The organism is Dactylosporangium maewongense (assembly GCF_039531485.1).
In the GTDB taxonomy this organism is placed as follows: domain Bacteria; phylum Actinomycetota; class Actinomycetes; order Mycobacteriales; family Micromonosporaceae; genus Dactylosporangium; species Dactylosporangium maewongense.
Window position 1 is genome coordinate 268,149 of record NZ_BAAAQD010000010.1, and the last position, 14,466, is coordinate 282,614.

Below are 14,466 nucleotides of genomic sequence, written 5' to 3' on the forward strand. Positions count from 1 at the left end.
ACAACGACGCCCGGCTCTCACCACAATCGCGGATGGAGACCTGGGTGCCGCCCGGCTCGCCTGATGCCCGGCCATCACAGCGATCGCGGGCGGAGACCTGGATGCTGCCGCTCGACACGCTCGTCAGCTGGTACCGGACGTACGCCGACGACCTCCGCGCCGCCCGCGACGCCCAGCGCGAGCTGCTCGCCCAGCGGCCGATGCGGCCGCGGCTGGACGACCTCGAGGCTGAGATCAGCTACCTGACGATCCGGGCGCTGCGCCCGCGGGCCGTGCTGGAGATCGGCTCCGCCCGGGGCTGGTCCACGACGTGGCTGCTGCGCGCGCTGGGGGACAACGGCGTGGGGGAGCTGCATACGTTCGACCTCACCGCCGACGCCGCGGCGGCGGTGCCGCGGGAGCTGGCCGCGGACCGGTGGCGGTTCACCCGCGGCGACGTGCGCGACGGGCCGCTGCCCGACGACCCGGGCTTCGTCCTCGTCGACGCCGCCCACACGGCGCGGTTCGCCCGCTGGTACACCACGACGCTCTTCGAACGGCTCCGTCCGGGTGCCGCCGTGGCCGTCCACGACGTGTTCCACGGCCGGCGCCCGTGGCCGGTCAGCGAGGGCGCCGTCGTGCTCGGTTGGCTGCGGCGGCACGGCATCGGGCACCTGACGGCGTCGCCGGCCGCCGACCCGGACACCCACGACCGGCTCGTCGGGCTCAAGCACAAGCTGCGGCTGGCCGCCCCCGTGCACGCGGCGGCGTCGGCGAACCCGATGCTCTTCGCCTACTTGTAGCCCTGTAAAGCCCGTTGCAGGCGGGGTTTCGCGTCCGCGGGCAGCCGGCCGCCGTCGGCGAGGGCCTCCCGCACCACCTGCCGGAACGTCTCGGAGAACTGCGCGTAGTGCGCCGTCACGGGCCGGCTGTGCGCGGACCGGATCGCGTCCAGCAGCGTCGGCGCGTAGCGGTACAGCTTCACGACCGCCGCGTCCCGGTACACGATCTCCCGGGTCGCGGCGAACCCGCCCCGCTCGAACAGCAGCTGCTGGCTGCGCTCGCCGGTGAGGAACTCGATGAGCGCCCGCGCCGCCGCCGGCCGCTTGCTCTGGCCGGCCACGGCGAGGTTCTGCCCGCCGAGGGCGCTCGGGCCCGGCAGGTTCGCCACCCCGAACCGGACGGCGTCCGCGGCGTCGGCGCCGGCCGGGTCCACCGGACCGAGCGCCCGGTGCGCGACGGGCCAGTTGCGCATGAAGACGAGCCGCCCCGCGGCGAACGCCTGCGTCGTGGCCGACTCGTCGAACCGCACCGAGTCCGGCAGGACCACCTGCGGCGCCCCGGGGCGCAGACCCGTCGCCAGCCGGGTCAGGCCCGTCTGCGCCTCGGGGGAGTCGATGACGACCTCGCCGTGGCCGTCGACGACATCGCCGCCGGCGGCCCAGATCGCCTCGAGCGCGTTGACGGTGAGCCCCTCGTAGTCGCGCAGCTGCCCGGCCCACCCGGCGGCTGGAACGGTGGCTGGCCCAGTGGCGGGCGCAGTGGCGGGCCGCGCCAGGACGTCCTGGACGGTGTTGACCAGCTGCGACCAGTTCGCGGGGGCGGTCGTGACGAGGTCCGACCGGTAGTAGAGCAGCCCGGCGTCGGTGTTGAAGGGCAACCCCCAGAGCTTCCCCTTGTACCGGCAGGTGGCCAGCGGCGCGGTCAGGAACCCGGCGACGTCCTGGTCGCCCGGCAGCGCCCGGATGTAGCCGCTCGACGCGAACTCGGCGGTCCACGTGACGTCGAGGTTGAAGATGTCGACGCCGCCACCCTGATCGGCGCCGCCGCTCTGCGCGCGGGCGACCATCTCGCTGTGCTGCGCGTCGGCGTCGGCGGCGATCTCCTCGATCCTGGCCGGGTTGTCGGGGTGCAGCGCGTTCCACTGGTCGACCAGCGCCTGCCGCTGGTTGCCCTGACCGTCGTCGCGCCCGCTGAGGATCACGAGGTCGCCGCGTTCGAGGCCGCCGTCCCGGTCCAGCCTCGGCACCACGTACACACCGGCGAGCGCCGTGACGACCACCCCCGCCACGAACCCCGCGAGGACCCCCACCCACCCGAACAGGTCCCGGAACCTCCGCCGCCCACCGCCCGGCGGCGGAGGCGGCGGATCGTCCCCCGGCGGCGGCGGAGGGGGTGGCGGGTCGTCCCCGGGCGGGGGAGATGGTGGGTCATCCCCCGGCGGCGGAGGCGGCGGGTCGGTGCTGGGCGGGGTTGTCATGGTCGGGTGTCGCCTCCCCAGAGGTCATCGCCCGTCGATGGGGGCTCGGGGTGTGGTTTGATGCCGGCCGACGGACCGTGGTCCGGCTCACGGGGACAGCATGCCAGCGGGGTACGACAATTTCCGGGCCCACACTTGGAGATCGTCATGCGCCCGCGTCGCCTCCCCAGAGCAGCCCGAACAGCGCGACGAGCACGTCGTCGAGGGTGTCGGGACGCGCGTCGTAGCAGCCGCCACCGGTGTGGGCGATCACGTCGCGCAGGGCCAGGGTGCCGCAGCTCGCCTCGCCGATCGCGACCACGAACACCCGCACGCCCTTCCCCCGCACCTGGGTGTCCACTTCGGACGGTGTGAGGGCGGTGGTGTCGTTGCCGTCGGTGAGCACCACGAGCGAGGCGATCCGTTCACCGGGGTCGGTGGCGACGTCGCGGACCCCGTCGGCGACGGTCCTCAGCAGCGGCGTGCCGCCGGCCGGTCGTACGGACGCCATCGCGGCCGCGGCGGACTGCGCCCGGCCCGCGGCGGGCCCGATCGGCAGGAGGTCCCGGAACCCGCCGCCGCGGGCGTCGGCGGGGAACACCCGCAGCCCGAACTCGTCCCGGCCGCTCATCAGGTCCAGCGCGCCCGTCACCCCGCGGGACGCCAGCTGGAAGCGGGTCGTGCCGGCGCGGTCGACGGCGGTCAGCATCGACCCGGACGCGTCGAGGGCGAGCAGCACCCGCCCGGGCCGGTGCGCGGCGTCGTACAGGCGCAGAACATCGCCGATCGTCGAGGCGGACGGTGGCCGCCGGTCGAAGACCGCCCCCGCGTGCGCGCCGAACTGCTCGGTCAGCGGGTCGCCGACGGGGGACAGGCCGGGTGGCCGCAGCCCGGCCCGGATCAGCGCCCGGTGGCCGTCCTCGCCGCCGAGCCACGCGCCGAACCCCGCCGCGGCGGCCGCGGTCGTCGCCGCGACCCCGTCCCACGCGAGCCGGACGAACGGGTGGTCCTCGCTGATCGTGTCGTTCGGGTACCGCACGACCAGCGGCCGCTCCGGCCGGCCGCCGGCGGGGCACGCGAGGCCCTGGTTGTAGCGGACCACGGCCTGCTCGGTGGCGACGACGGCCACCGGAGCGCGGCCCGTGCCACCGTGGCACAGCAGGTCGGCGCCGGTGCCGAGCGGGTAGCCGCCGCGGTCGAGGGCCGCCTCGAGGCGCCGTTCGACGCCGCGGGCCGTCGCCGGGGTCGCGCCGAGGCTCGTGTACAGCGCGGCGGTGCCGAGCACCCCGGCGGTGGAGACCGCGGGGTCGGGTCGCACGACGTCCAGGCCCAGCCGGCCCGTCTCCGCCCACAGCTGCCGCCAGCTCAGGTCGCCCTCGAGCGCCGGTGACGAATCCGGCGGCGTGGCGAGGACGACGGGGGAGGAGCCGATGCCGCGCTGCTCCGCGACCGGCACCGTGACCCCGAAGCGGGCCGACGCGGCGACGGCGGCGGTCACGTCGAGGGCCGAGTCGGGCAGCCACACGTCGGCGCGCGGCCCGATGCGCTGCAGGGCGTCGTTGAGCCACCCGCTGGCGACCGCCGCGCGCGCCTCGGTGGGGCCCGCGCCGTAGACGTACAGGTCCGCGGTCGGGCAGCCGTGGTGGTGCTCGGCGGTGGCGGTCTCGTAGGCGTCGGCGAGGCGCAGCGCCGCCCCCAGCTGCTCGACGGACGTCATGACCCGCACCGCGGCGGGCTGCGGGCACCCGTAGAGGCGGCGGTGCAGCGCCTCGTACACGACGGGGATGACGAGCCCGGCGGCCACCGCGAGCACGCAGGCGACGCCGCCGGCGACCACGGTCCGCAGCCTGGTGCGGGTCCGCAGGAACGTCCACCCGAACCCGAACCACGTCAGCAGCCGCTCGAACAGCCCGGTGGCGAGGATGCTCGCGGCGCCGCCGATGAACGCCCCGGCGATCAGCATCACCCAGCGCCCGGTCGACTCGGGCGTGCCGGTCGACAGCTGCTGCAGCGAGATCCCGAGCCCGCCGGAGATGACCACGAGCACGGACACCAGCGGACGTGCCGCACGACGGTCGTCGTCCCCGTTGTCGGTCATGCGAGCGGCGCACCTCCCCAGAGGTCGACGCCAGTCTATCGCCTGAGCGCCACTTCAGCCGGTCAGACCGTGTTGGAACGCGTACCGCACCGCCTGCGCCCGGTCCCGCACCCCGGTCTTGGCGAACAGCCGGTTCACGTGCGACTTGACGGTCACCTCGGTCACGAACAGCCGCTTCGCGATCTCCCGGTTCGACAACCCGGCCGCGATCAGGCCGAGGACCTCCGCCTCGCGTGCCGTCAGCCCGTCCGGCAGCGGTTGCGGCGTCTGTACGACCGGCGCCGGCGCCTCCCTCGTCGCCGCGGGTCCGGCCGCGGGTCCTGTCGCGGCGGCGACGAGCTTCGCATGGACGACCGGGTCCAGGAACGACTGCCCGGCCGCCGCGGCCCGCACCGCCTGCGCGATCTGCGCCCGGCCGGCGTCCTTGGTCAGGTAGCCCAGCGCGCCGGCCCGCATCGCGCCGAGGATGTCGGCGTCGTCGGCGTACGTCGTCAGCACCACCACCCGCGTCCGCGGGTGCGCGGCCCGGATCCTGGCGGTCGCGGTGACCCCGTCGCAGCCCGGCATCCGCAGGTCCATCAGGACCACGTCGGGATCGTGCGCGGCGACCAGCTCGACGGCCCCGTCGCCGTCGCCGCTCGTGCCGACGACCTCGACGTCGTCGAGCAGGCCGAGGAGCACCTCGAGGCCTTCCCGGACCACCGTCTGGTCGTCGGCCACCACCACCCTGATCATCCGGGGATCCTCGCATCGACGAGCCACCCGCCGCCGTCCGGCGCGGCGGTGACGGTGCCGCCGGCGAGCCCGATCCGCTCCCGGATCCCGGCGAGCCCGTGCCCGCCCTCCGGCGGTTTCCGTCCCGCGGTCGCGTCGCCGTCGTTGCGGACCGTGAGCCGCACCCCGTCCGGCTGGTAGTCGACGTGGACGGTGACGGCGCTGCCCGGCGCGTGCTTGCGTACGTTGGTCAGGGCCTCCTGCGCGGTGCGGAACAGCGCCAGGCCCGGCTCGGCGGCGAGGGGCCGCGGGGTGCCCGTCACGGTCACGTCCGCGGGTGCGTTCAGGTCGGCGCGGTACCCGTCGGCGAGCGCACCGACGAGCTCGCCGAGCGGCACCGGGTCCCCGCGCAGCGCCCCGACGGCCCGGCGCGTCTCGGTGAGTCCGTCGCGGGCGAGCCGGCCGGCCCGCTCGACGAGCACGGCCGCGTCCGCCGTCCGGTCCTTCTCCAGCAGCGCCGCCGCCGTCTCCAGCTGCACCGACAGCGCCGACAGCGAGTGCGCGAGCACGTCGTGGATCTCCCGGGCCACCCTGGCGCGCTCGTCGAGGGCCGCGACCCGCTCCGCCTGGCGGGCCTGCTCCTCCCGCTGCCGCCGGACCACGCCGAGCAGCAGCACCAGCAGCAGCGACCCGGCCCAGACGAGCATCTCCCGCCAGCCCTCGCCCTGCGCCCACAGGATGAGCGTCAGCGCGCCGGCCGCGACGGCGGTGCCCGCCGCCACCTCCCTGAGCGGCAGCACCGCCACGGCGACGGTGCCGGCGGCGATGAGGTACAGCGGCGCGAACCCCCGCGTGTCCAGCGCCGCCACCGCCAGCCCGGCCGCCGCGCACACCCCGACGCCGGCCGCCTGCCGGGTGCCGGTCAGGAACGTCATCGCGATCCACCCGGCGGCGGCGACCGCGCCGAACCCGAGGACGGCGATCCCCCGGCCGGTGAGGTCCGGCCGGGGGTTGGTGTGCACCAGGGCGGCGCTCATGAAGACGAGGAACGCCATGCTGCGCGCCTGACGCCAGCGGGCGACCGCGGTGTCGGTGACCGTGAACACCGTGCCAGTCTCCACCGCTGTGGCGCTCACCGGTGGATCAGGTCGCGGCGGCTGCTGCGGTACCAGTCGCCGAACGGGACGCCGGTGGCGAGGCCGCGCCGGCCGATGACGGCCGCCTCACCGAGGAGGCTCAGGCCGAACATGAGCGGCAGCGCGGCGACGACGACGGCCGTGTCCGCGCCGAGCGCCGTCCCGGCCGCGCTCTCGGCGAAGCGGACCCCGACGACCACGAGCCAGACGACGACCGTCCACGCCGTGTAGCGGTACCAGAGCCGCCCCTGCCTGACGAAGACCCTGACCGTCAGGCCCCGCAAGATCCCGCCCGCGACGGCGAGCAGCGCGCCCGCCCCCAGGACGGCGCCGTCGAGGACCGGGTGCTGTCCGGACGTGTGTGCGACCTGGTAGCCGCCCACGGCGATCAGCAGCACCGGCGGCACCACGAGGTGGCGCACTTCGAAGGGTTCGCCCGTGAAGCGGCGGATCAGGACGTACACGATGGCGGCGGCGACCAGCAGGATCGTGGTGAGATTCATGTCGATGACGCTAGGTTCCGGGCCGGGTGGAGCGCCGCCATCCACGGGTGGAGCCCGGGTGGAGATCCGCCCACAGGAAAAGCCCGGGCCGGCGCGCGACCCGGGCTTCCTCCCTGGATGTTGCTGCTTGCGTCGTGCTGCGGTACTTAGTTGCTGAGGGTCACCGCGAGGTCGTCGAGGACGAACGACGTCTGCAGGGACGAGTCCTCAGAACCGCTGAACTTGATCACCACGGTCTGGCCGGCGAGCGCGTTCAGGCTGTACGTGCGCAGGACGTATCCGGACGCCTTGTTCAGGTTCGACAGGGTGCCCAGGGTGGTCGAGCCGGCCGTGATGGTCAGCTTGTCGTACGCGACGGTCGTGGTCGTCTCAGCCGAGTCGATGTGGATGTAGGCCGTCAGCGTGGCCTTGCACCCGGCTGGGATGGTCACCGACTGCTGGATCGCCTCGGTGTGGGTCGAGCCGTACCCGTCGAGCCAGGAGCTGTAGGTGCCGCCGTGCGCGGCCTGGCCCTGGCTGGCCCACTGGCCGATGGAGCCAGTGGTGCCGCTCCACGACGCGGTGCCCGACTCGAAGCCCGGGTTGAGCAGCTTCTGGCCGGAGCAGTTGCCGGTCGGCGGGTTGGAGGTCGGCGGGTTCGACGTGGTGGGCGGCGGGGTGGTGCCGCCGGTGCAGGTCGGGTCACCGGACTGCGCCGGGACGTTGACGGCCGTCCACGCGTTCTTGACCGCGTTGAACTCGGTGCAGCTGCCCGGGTACAGGTTCTTGGCCGCGGTCAGCGTCCAGGTGCGGTACTTCAGGTACGACGACGACGAGGTCTTCATCAGCATCGCGTTGTAGAAGATCTTCGTGGCCTTCTGGATGCCGATGCCGACGAGGCCGGTCGAGCCGTTGCACGTGGTGCTGGTCGGCTGCCCGTTGGTCGGGTTGGTGCCCTCGGCGAGCAGGTAGAACCAGTGGTTGCCGGGGCCGGCGGCCGCGTGGACCTCCTGCGACGGCGTGCTGCTGGAGTAGCAGTTGTCGTCACCGGCGAGCGACGGGTTGTACATGTAGCGGATCGGGCCGCTGCCGACCAGGTTGACCTCCTCGCCGACCTGGTAGTCGGCCGGGTCGTTCGGGTTGGCGGCGAACGCCTCGGTGGCCGCGCCGAACACGTCACCGACGAACTCCTGGGTGCCGTTGCTCGAGATGCCGCCCGGGGTCGTGTCGTCGATGCCGTGGCCGACCTCGTGGCCGACGACGTCCAGCGAGCTGATCCACTTGCCGGCGGTGTTCTTGCCGATCTGGATCTGCGTGCCGTCGTAGTACGCGTTCTGGTCGTTCAGGCCGACGCGGATCGGCCAGCCGCCGCCGCTGCCGTTGAAGCCGTTGCGGCCCAGCCACGACGACAACATCCCGAGTTCCTTCTGCGCCGCGTACAGGGCGTCGACGCAACCGGTCTCCCGGTTGGTGCCGTCGCCGTTGCCCCAGACGTCGTCGGTGCCCGTGAAGGTCGCGTTGCCGGTGGCGTTCTGGCAGGCGATGGTCGGGTAGCTCGGGTCCTTCATGCTGTACGTGCTGCCGGACAGCGACGTGTTGATGGTGACGTTGCCGACGATCCAGCCCGTGCCCGTGCCGTGCATGACCCGCTCACGCTTGCTGAGCACGGCGCCCGTGGTGGCGTCGACGTTCACGGTGAGACGGCTCGCGCCCTCCGCACCGGTGCCGTTGAGCGTCGTCTCGTACGCCAGCTTCGCCGCGCCGTCCAGCGTGTAGACGACGAGCTTGGTGCTCTCGACGGCGTTCACCGACGTGAGCAGCTTGCGCGCGGCCGCCTCGGCGTCCGCCGAGCTGATCTTCGCCGTCGTCGACAGGGTGCCGATCGACTGCGTCTGAGCGACCGACGTGAACCTGGTCGCGCCCGCCGCGTCCGTGACGACCACGAAGTCACCACCGACGACCGGCAGACCCTTGTACGTCCGCTCGTACGCGATGTACTTCGCGCTGCCGGACGCGGTCACCGACTTCTGCACGTAAGCGTCGTCGCTGCTGGGCTGCAGCACGCTCGGACGGCTGGACACGAACGTCTCGGCCGACTTGGCCGCGACGGCGTTGGCGGCCTCGACGCCTGTGGGCGCCGACGGCAACGCGGGCGAGGCTTGCACGGCTGCGGCGGTGCCGGCTGTTACCAGCCCGACCGCGAGCACTCCGGCCGCTGTAGCGAACCGTGGGGACAGCTTCAAGGGTGCCTTCTTTCCGGGGCGGCGCACTGTGCCGGGGGTGCAACGTCGGGTGTGCGCCGGAACCAATCGAGACACGCAAGCGTCGAATCACAGGAGCAACGGCCGGCGTGCGCGCGCCGATCGGCCAACCGCGAGCTTCATCGACTCTTGGCGATTTCAGGACGATCACACAGCCGGAATCGCCGGGACAAGACTTGATGCCCTCTGCCCACCCTTGCCGCCACCCTGTACTTCAACCCCACCGCCGCCCTGAAACACCACCGAAACGGTTTAACTGAATTCACGCCTCCGTCGTTGAATAACTGCAGGTCATTAACTTTTAACTCATCGATGACCTTTACCGGTCTTGCCCGCTGAGCCCCGCCCCGTAAGGTGAACGACGATGACGCCGCCAGCCGCCCCCTCCTCTTCGGACTCCCCGACGCCGCGGCCCACCCCCGGCGCACTCCCGTCCCCCGCGGCCGCGGCTTCACTGGATCCGGGCGCTGCTGCGCCGGATTCGGCCGCCACTCCGGCGGGCCCGGCCGCTGCGCGGGTGGCTCAGTCCGACGACGCCCCGGCGGGCCCGACGCCCTTGGACGCGGTGACCGACTTGGTCAAGTCCGCGGGCATCACCGCCCGCCGCCTTCGCGAGGCCCTCGTTCACCTGGCGACGACCCCGGCCACCCTCGACGACCTGATCCGCGAACATGCCCTGCCCCGCCGCACCGCCGAACAACTCCTCCGCGCCGCCGGCCCCGACCTCCACACCTCCCGCAACGGCGCCCTCCGCTTACCCGCCACCTACCGCACCCACTTCACTGCCCAGCCTCACCCCAAGCAGCCATATTCACCACTATCTCCGGATAAGCCGGTCGATCCGGCTGAATCACTCAAACCGGCCGATTCTGGTCTACCGGTCATCTCGTCCGGCCTGTCGGGCATCTCGGACGAAGACCTGATCGCCGACATGGCCCGCCTCATCGCCGAGGTCCCCACCGACCGCGCCCTCGACCACGTGTCCGCAACGGCCGAAACCGCGGCAAAACGGGCGCGCTGGCTGGACGAGACGTACGACCTGGCCGGCGCCCACCTCGTCTGCATCGGCGATCATGACCTGACCTCGCTCGCGGTCCTCGCGGTCAGGTCCGACGTGCGGGTCACGGTGGTCGACGTCGACGAGCGGCTGCTGGAGTTCATCGCGGGACGGGCGGCCGAGCGGGGGCACGCCGTCGAGTGCTGGCACGCGGACCTGCGGTTCGGGCTGCCCCCGGTCGTCGCCGAGTCCGCGGATCTCGTCTTCACCGACCCGCCGTACACGCCGGAGGGTGTGCAGCTGTTCCTCGGGCGGGGCGCGCAGGCGCTGCGGGACCGGGCCAACGGGCGGCTGGTCATGGCCTACGGCTTCAGCCCGCTCACGCCGGCGCTCGGGGTGAAGGTGCAGCGGGCGGTGCTCGACCTCGACCTCGCCGTCGAAGCGATCCTGCCGGCGTTCAACCGGTACCACGGCGCGCAGGCCGTCGGGTCCGCGAGCGACCTCTACGTGTGCAGGCCGACCGCGCGGACCTGGCAGGTGCTGGAGAAGCGGCTGAGCGGGGCGGCCGTCAACATGTACACCCACGGTGAGCACTCGCTGGAGGGCGAGGCGGTCGGGCGCGGGCCTGCGGAGCTGCTGGCGGGGCCGGTGCATTCGGTGCCGGACCAGGTCGACCTCACAGGCGATCCAGGCCCATGGCTCCTGCGGGTGCTGCTGGCGCTCAATGCTTCTTCCCTGAGCTTACAGGTCCCCAACAAATCACCCGACCTCATCGATGCGAAGAGTCAGGCCTCGCTACGCGCAGTCATCGCCGCCAAGTACACGCTGCGATACCGCCGTAGCACGCCGTCTCCGCGGCTCGCGATCGTCGAGGCGGCAGCGGTGCGTGACGGGTCGCGCACGGCGGTGGGATGGTTGCTGGGGCACGCGCACGGAAAGCTGGGCAATGTGCTTCGGGAAGGGCTCGTCCGGGAGCACGGCCTGACGAAGAACGAAGCCAGGGCGAAGGTCGCCGAGCTCGTCCCGCCGGCGTGGCTCGAGGCCCGGCTGCTCGACCTGCCCCGCTACGCGATCGCGGCCCTCGTCCAAGCCCTCACCCCCGAATCGCCGAACCACCCATCGCCGGATCACCCCGAGCCTACGGCGCGACCCGGCCAGCCCTGACCGGCACGACCCGGGACCTGTCAGTCGGGCAGTAGACCGTCGGCCGTCGCGGCCCAGAGCTGGACCAGGTCGGAGCCGGGGGAGCGCAGCCACTGCAGCTGCACCCCGTCCATGAGCGCGATGATCCGCCGCGCCGTCGTCTCCGGAGGGACGGTGGTGCCGGCGGTCTTCGCCAGGGCCGTGATCTCGTTCAGGATGCGCTGCTGCCGCGCGACGAAGTAGTCGTGCGCGGGGTGATCGGGGGTGAGCGACTCCGCCTGCAGCACCGCGAACAGCCGCACGATCTCCGGCTGCGAAGCGTTGCGCCGCACCACGGCCGCGCACACCTCCCGCAACGTCGCCCCCGGCGCACCGATGAGACCGGCAGCGCACGTGGAATCCGCGGCGCCGGTGGAACCAGGAGCGCCGGCGGAGCCTGAAGAAGGGCCGGCGAGCAGGGAGTCCAGGGCTCGGGCGTCCTCGGCGTCGCGGTGTTCGAGGATCGCGATGAGCAGGCCGTCCTTAGATCCGACGTGGTGCAGCAGGCCCGGCACGGTCAGGCCGCAGGCGGTCGCGACGTCCTGCATCGACAGACCCCAGAAGCCGCGCTCCGCCACGAGCCGCGTGGCGGCGGTGATGATCTGCCGGCGTCGTTCGGCCGCGGGCAGGCGGGTCCTGTCGTGCCGTGCCATCCCAGTCGTTCCCTCTTGTCGCATCGAGGCCCGTAGCGCTACCTTACCGGGTACCTATTACTTTACAAGTACTCAGTAGCGCGAGACCTGGGAGACGAGACGCCATGGACCTCGAGGAGAAGGCCGCCGTCACCAGCGGCAGCAGCTTCTGGCGCAGCACCGCCGTCACCGGCGTGCCCGACATCATGCTGACCGACGGTCCGCACGGGGTCCGCAAGGCCGCGCCGGGAGGCGGCATCCTCGACAGCGAGCCGGCCACGTGCTTCCCGCCCGCCGTCGCGCTCGGCTCGACCTGGGACCCGCAGCTGGCCAGAAGGGTCGGCGAGGCCCTCGGCGACGAGGCGCGCGCGATGGACGTCCAGGTCCTGCTCGGCCCGGGCATCAACCTGAAGCGCAGCCCGCTCGGCGGCCGCAACTTCGAGTACTTCGCCGAGGACCCGCTGCTCACCGGCGTCCTCGCCACCGAGTGGGTCAAGGGCCTGCAGAGCCGCGGCGTCGGCGCCTCGCTGAAGCACTTCGCGGTCAACAGCCAGGAGACCGACCGGATGCGGGTCTCCGCCGACGTCGACGAGCGCACGCTGCGCGAGATCTACCTGCGCGCGTTCCAGCGCGTCGTCACGCAGGCCAAGCCGTGGACCGTCATGTGCGCGTACAACCGCATCAACGGTGTCCTCGCCTCCCAGCACCACTGGCTGCTCACCGAGGTGCTGCGCGGCGAGTGGGGCTACGAAGGGCTCGTCGTGTCCGACTGGGGCGCCGTCGCCGACCGGGTCGAGGCGGTCCGCGCCGGGCTCGACCTCACCATGCCCGGCCCCGACCCCGACGGCGACCGCCGACTCGTCGAGGCGGTCCGCAGCGGACACCTGCCGGAGTCGACGCTGGACACCGCCGTGTCGCGGGTTTCCTCGCTGGTACGGGCAGCGCTCGCCTCCCGTACCGACGCGACCTACGACAAGGACGAGCACCATGCGCTCGCCCGTGAGGTGGCGGGGCGGGGCATCGTCCTGCTCAAGAACGACCTCACGAACGACGGTGCCGTGCTGCCGCTCGGCCGGCACGACGGCACGATCGCGGTGCTGGGCGAGTTCGCGCGGACGCCCCGCTTCCAGGGCGGCGGCAGCTCGCAGATCAACCCGACCCGGCTCGACAACGCCCTCGACGAGATCACCGCCCTGGCCGAGGGCCCCGTCACGTTCGCGTCCGGCTACGACGACGTCGACGCCGCGGTCGCCCTGGCCCGGGGCGCGGCCGTCGCGGTCGTCTTCGCCGGCACCGACCGCGAGACCGAAGGCGCCGACCGCGAGTCGATCGACCTGCCGGCCGCGCACGTCGAGCTCATCGAACGGGTCGCCGCCGCCAACCCGCGCACCGTCGTCGTGCTCTCCAGCGGCGCCGTCCTGCGCACCGGCCCGTGGGACGCGGCGGTGCCCGCGATCGTCGAGGGCTGGCTGCTCGGCCAGGCCGGCGGCGGCGCGATCGCCGACGTGCTGTTCGGCCGGGTCAACCCGTCGGGCCGGCTCACCGAGACGATCCCGCTGCACCTCGCCGACCACCCGTCCTACCTGGACTTCCCCGGTGAGGCCGGGCACGTCCGCTACGGCGAGGGCGTCCACATCGGGTACCGCGGCTTCGACGCCCGGAGCCAGCAGGTCGCGTACCCGTTCGGCCACGGCCTGTCCTACACCACGTTCGAGTACGGCCCGGCGACCGTCACCGCCACCGACGGCGGGCTGAGCGTGCGGCTCAGCGTCACGAACACCGGCGACCGCGACGGCCGCGAGGTCGTGCAGGCGTACGTCTCCCTCGCCGGCTCGCGGGTCCGCCGCGCCCCGAGGGAGCTCAAGGCGTTCGCGAGCGTGGCGATCGCCGCCGGCGAGACCGTCGAGGTGGAGCTGCCGATCGCCCGCGACGACCTCGCCTACTGGGACACCCGGCTGTCCCGCTGGGTGGTCGAGGGCGGCACGTACCAGGTGGAGATCGGCGCCTCGTCGCGCGACCTGCGCGTCTCCGCAACGGCCACCGTCACCGGCGACGACGCCCGGGTGCCGCTGACCGGCGAGTCGACGATCGCGGAGTGGCTCAGCGACCCGCGTGGCGCCCAGGCGCTCGGCGAGGTGTTCGCGGCCCTGGCCGGCAGCGGCGAGGCGGGCGTGATGGCGCACACCGCCGCCGACCCGGAGATGCTGACGCTGATGGGGAGCCTGCCGCTGGCGCGCCTGTCCGTGTTCGCCGGCGAAGCGTTCAGCCCCGCGGCCATCGAGAAGCTGTCCGCAGCGGTCAACTGAACCGTTTGACGAACCCCCGCTGCCACGGCGTCTCGACGGCGTGGCGGGAGTAGTGCCGGCGGACGTACGCGACAGCCTCGCCCGCCGGCACGCCGTCCAGCACCGCCAGGCACGCGAGGGCGGTCCCGGTCCTGCCGCGACCGCCCCCGCAGCCGAACTCGACCCGGCCCGTTCGCGCCTCCAGCAGCGCCGCGTCGAGGGCGGACCGCAGCTCGTCCCGGTCCTTCGGCAGACCGAAGTCGGGCCAGCGCACCCAGCGGGCCGGCCAGCTCGTCGGCGCCGGCTCGCGCCCGAGCGCGTACACGCCGAGCGTCGGCTCGGGCCCGTCGGGGATCGGCTTGGACAGCGGCCGCCCCCGGACGGTCAACCCCGACGGCAGCCGCAGCAACCCCGGCGTGTCCGCCGGCCACAACTCGCCCACGTTCCCCCTCTACCTGTGC

The 14,466-nt window shown here is 73.2% G+C and carries 11 protein-coding genes; 3 read left to right on the forward strand and 8 right to left on the reverse strand.

Annotated elements, in window-relative coordinates; translation table 11 throughout:
* Positions 1-101 precede the first annotated feature (101 nt).
* Positions 102-782, forward strand: a complete 681-nt coding sequence (locus tag ABD332_RS25665; protein ID WP_344504658.1) for a class I SAM-dependent methyltransferase — start codon at positions 102-104, stop codon at positions 780-782.
* Here the strand turns inward: ABD332_RS25665 and ABD332_RS25670 are convergent.
* The 6 genes from ABD332_RS25670 to ABD332_RS25695 all read right to left on the reverse strand — a co-directional run bounded on the left by ABD332_RS25670 (position 773) and on the right by ABD332_RS25695 (position 8,891).
* Positions 773-2,071, reverse strand: coding sequence for an extracellular solute-binding protein (locus tag ABD332_RS25670; protein WP_344504659.1), 1,299 nt, complete (start codon positions 2,069-2,071; stop codon positions 773-775). The two genes, ABD332_RS25665 and ABD332_RS25670, sit on opposite strands and share 10 nt — an antisense overlap.
* A 313-nt stretch (positions 2,072-2,384) precedes the next feature.
* The gene (locus ABD332_RS25675; protein ID WP_344504660.1) at positions 2,385-4,316 is read right to left on the reverse strand and encodes a vWA domain-containing protein; all 1,932 of its coding nucleotides are present in this window, start codon (positions 4,314-4,316) and stop codon (positions 2,385-2,387) included.
* A 54-nt stretch (positions 4,317-4,370) separates the two neighbouring features.
* A complete protein-coding gene (locus ABD332_RS25680) occupies positions 4,371-5,051 on the reverse strand; it encodes a response regulator (protein WP_344504661.1) in 681 nt (226 codons plus the stop codon).
* Complete coding sequence (locus ABD332_RS25685) at positions 5,048-6,166, reverse strand: sensor histidine kinase (protein WP_344504662.1); 1,119 nt, start codon at positions 6,164-6,166, stop codon at positions 5,048-5,050. Before ABD332_RS25685 ends, ABD332_RS25680 begins: the two co-directional genes overlap by 4 nt.
* On the reverse strand, positions 6,163-6,669 hold the full coding sequence (locus ABD332_RS25690) for a hypothetical protein (RefSeq protein WP_344504663.1): 507 nt from the start codon (positions 6,667-6,669) through the stop codon (positions 6,163-6,165). Before ABD332_RS25690 ends, ABD332_RS25685 begins: the two co-directional genes overlap by 4 nt.
* Before the next feature lie 146 nt (positions 6,670-6,815).
* Positions 6,816-8,891 (reverse strand): M4 family metallopeptidase, encoded by a 2,076-nt coding sequence (locus tag ABD332_RS25695; protein ID WP_344504664.1) that lies wholly within the window; start codon positions 8,889-8,891, stop codon positions 6,816-6,818.
* Positions 8,892-9,474: 583 nt separating this feature from the next.
* Between ABD332_RS25695 and ABD332_RS25700 the strand changes: the two genes are divergently transcribed.
* On the forward strand, positions 9,475-11,070 hold the full coding sequence (locus ABD332_RS25700; RefSeq protein WP_344504665.1) for a bis-aminopropyl spermidine synthase family protein: 1,596 nt from the start codon (positions 9,475-9,477) through the stop codon (positions 11,068-11,070).
* Positions 11,071-11,090: 20 nt separating this feature from the next.
* Here the strand turns inward: ABD332_RS25700 and ABD332_RS25705 are convergent, their stop codons facing one another.
* Complete coding sequence (locus tag ABD332_RS25705; RefSeq protein WP_344504666.1) at positions 11,091-11,741, reverse strand: TetR/AcrR family transcriptional regulator; 651 nt, start codon at positions 11,739-11,741, stop codon at positions 11,091-11,093.
* 104 nt (positions 11,742-11,845) lie between these two features.
* Here ABD332_RS25705 and ABD332_RS25710 point away from each other — a divergent pair, with 104 nt between their 5' ends.
* Positions 11,846-14,026 carry a glycoside hydrolase family 3 C-terminal domain-containing protein gene (locus tag ABD332_RS25710; RefSeq protein ID WP_344504667.1) on the forward strand — a complete coding sequence of 727 codons (2,181 nt, stop codon included), beginning with the start codon at positions 11,846-11,848 and terminating at the stop codon, positions 14,024-14,026.
* Here ABD332_RS25710 and ABD332_RS25715 read toward each other — a convergent pair.
* Positions 14,019-14,447, reverse strand: coding sequence for a protein phosphatase (locus tag ABD332_RS25715; protein ID WP_344504668.1), 429 nt, complete (start codon positions 14,445-14,447; stop codon positions 14,019-14,021). The genes ABD332_RS25710 and ABD332_RS25715 overlap by 8 nt on opposite strands.
* Between the last annotated feature and the right edge of the window lie 19 nt (positions 14,448-14,466).